The following is a 337-nucleotide window of genomic DNA, read 5'->3' on the forward strand; positions in this document are numbered from 1 at the left end:
TCACCCCGCCGGCGGGCATGAAGTTCACCCCGCCGGCGGGCATGAGACGCGAACGGCACGTACCTGTTCACGGGTCTGGGCGCGGGCAGGACGCGCTGGACTCCGACGGTGACGGCACGGGTGTGACTCCGGTGTTCAACCTGGGTCAGATCGAGCAGGACATGGGTCGGACGCGAACGGCAACGGCGTGCAGGACAACGGCGAAGCCGGTGTGCCGAACGTGCCGGTGGAGCTCTTCCGCAACGGTCCGAACGGGCCGGTGTCGGCAGGCACCACGACCACGGACGCGAACGGCACGTACCTGTTCACGGGTCTGGGTGCGGGCAGCTACTTCGTC

Annotated in this window: 1 pseudogene; it reads left to right on the forward strand. The window is 68.5% G+C overall.

Annotated features, from left to right (window positions below):
* Positions 1 to 178: 178 nt before the first annotated feature.
* A pseudogene (locus UK23_RS54995) lies at positions 179 to 337 on the forward strand (SdrD B-like domain-containing protein); the annotation flags it as partial.

It is taken from the genome of Lentzea aerocolonigenes (genome assembly GCF_000955955.1).
Classification (GTDB): Bacteria; Actinomycetota; Actinomycetes; order Mycobacteriales; family Pseudonocardiaceae; genus Lentzea; species Lentzea aerocolonigenes_A.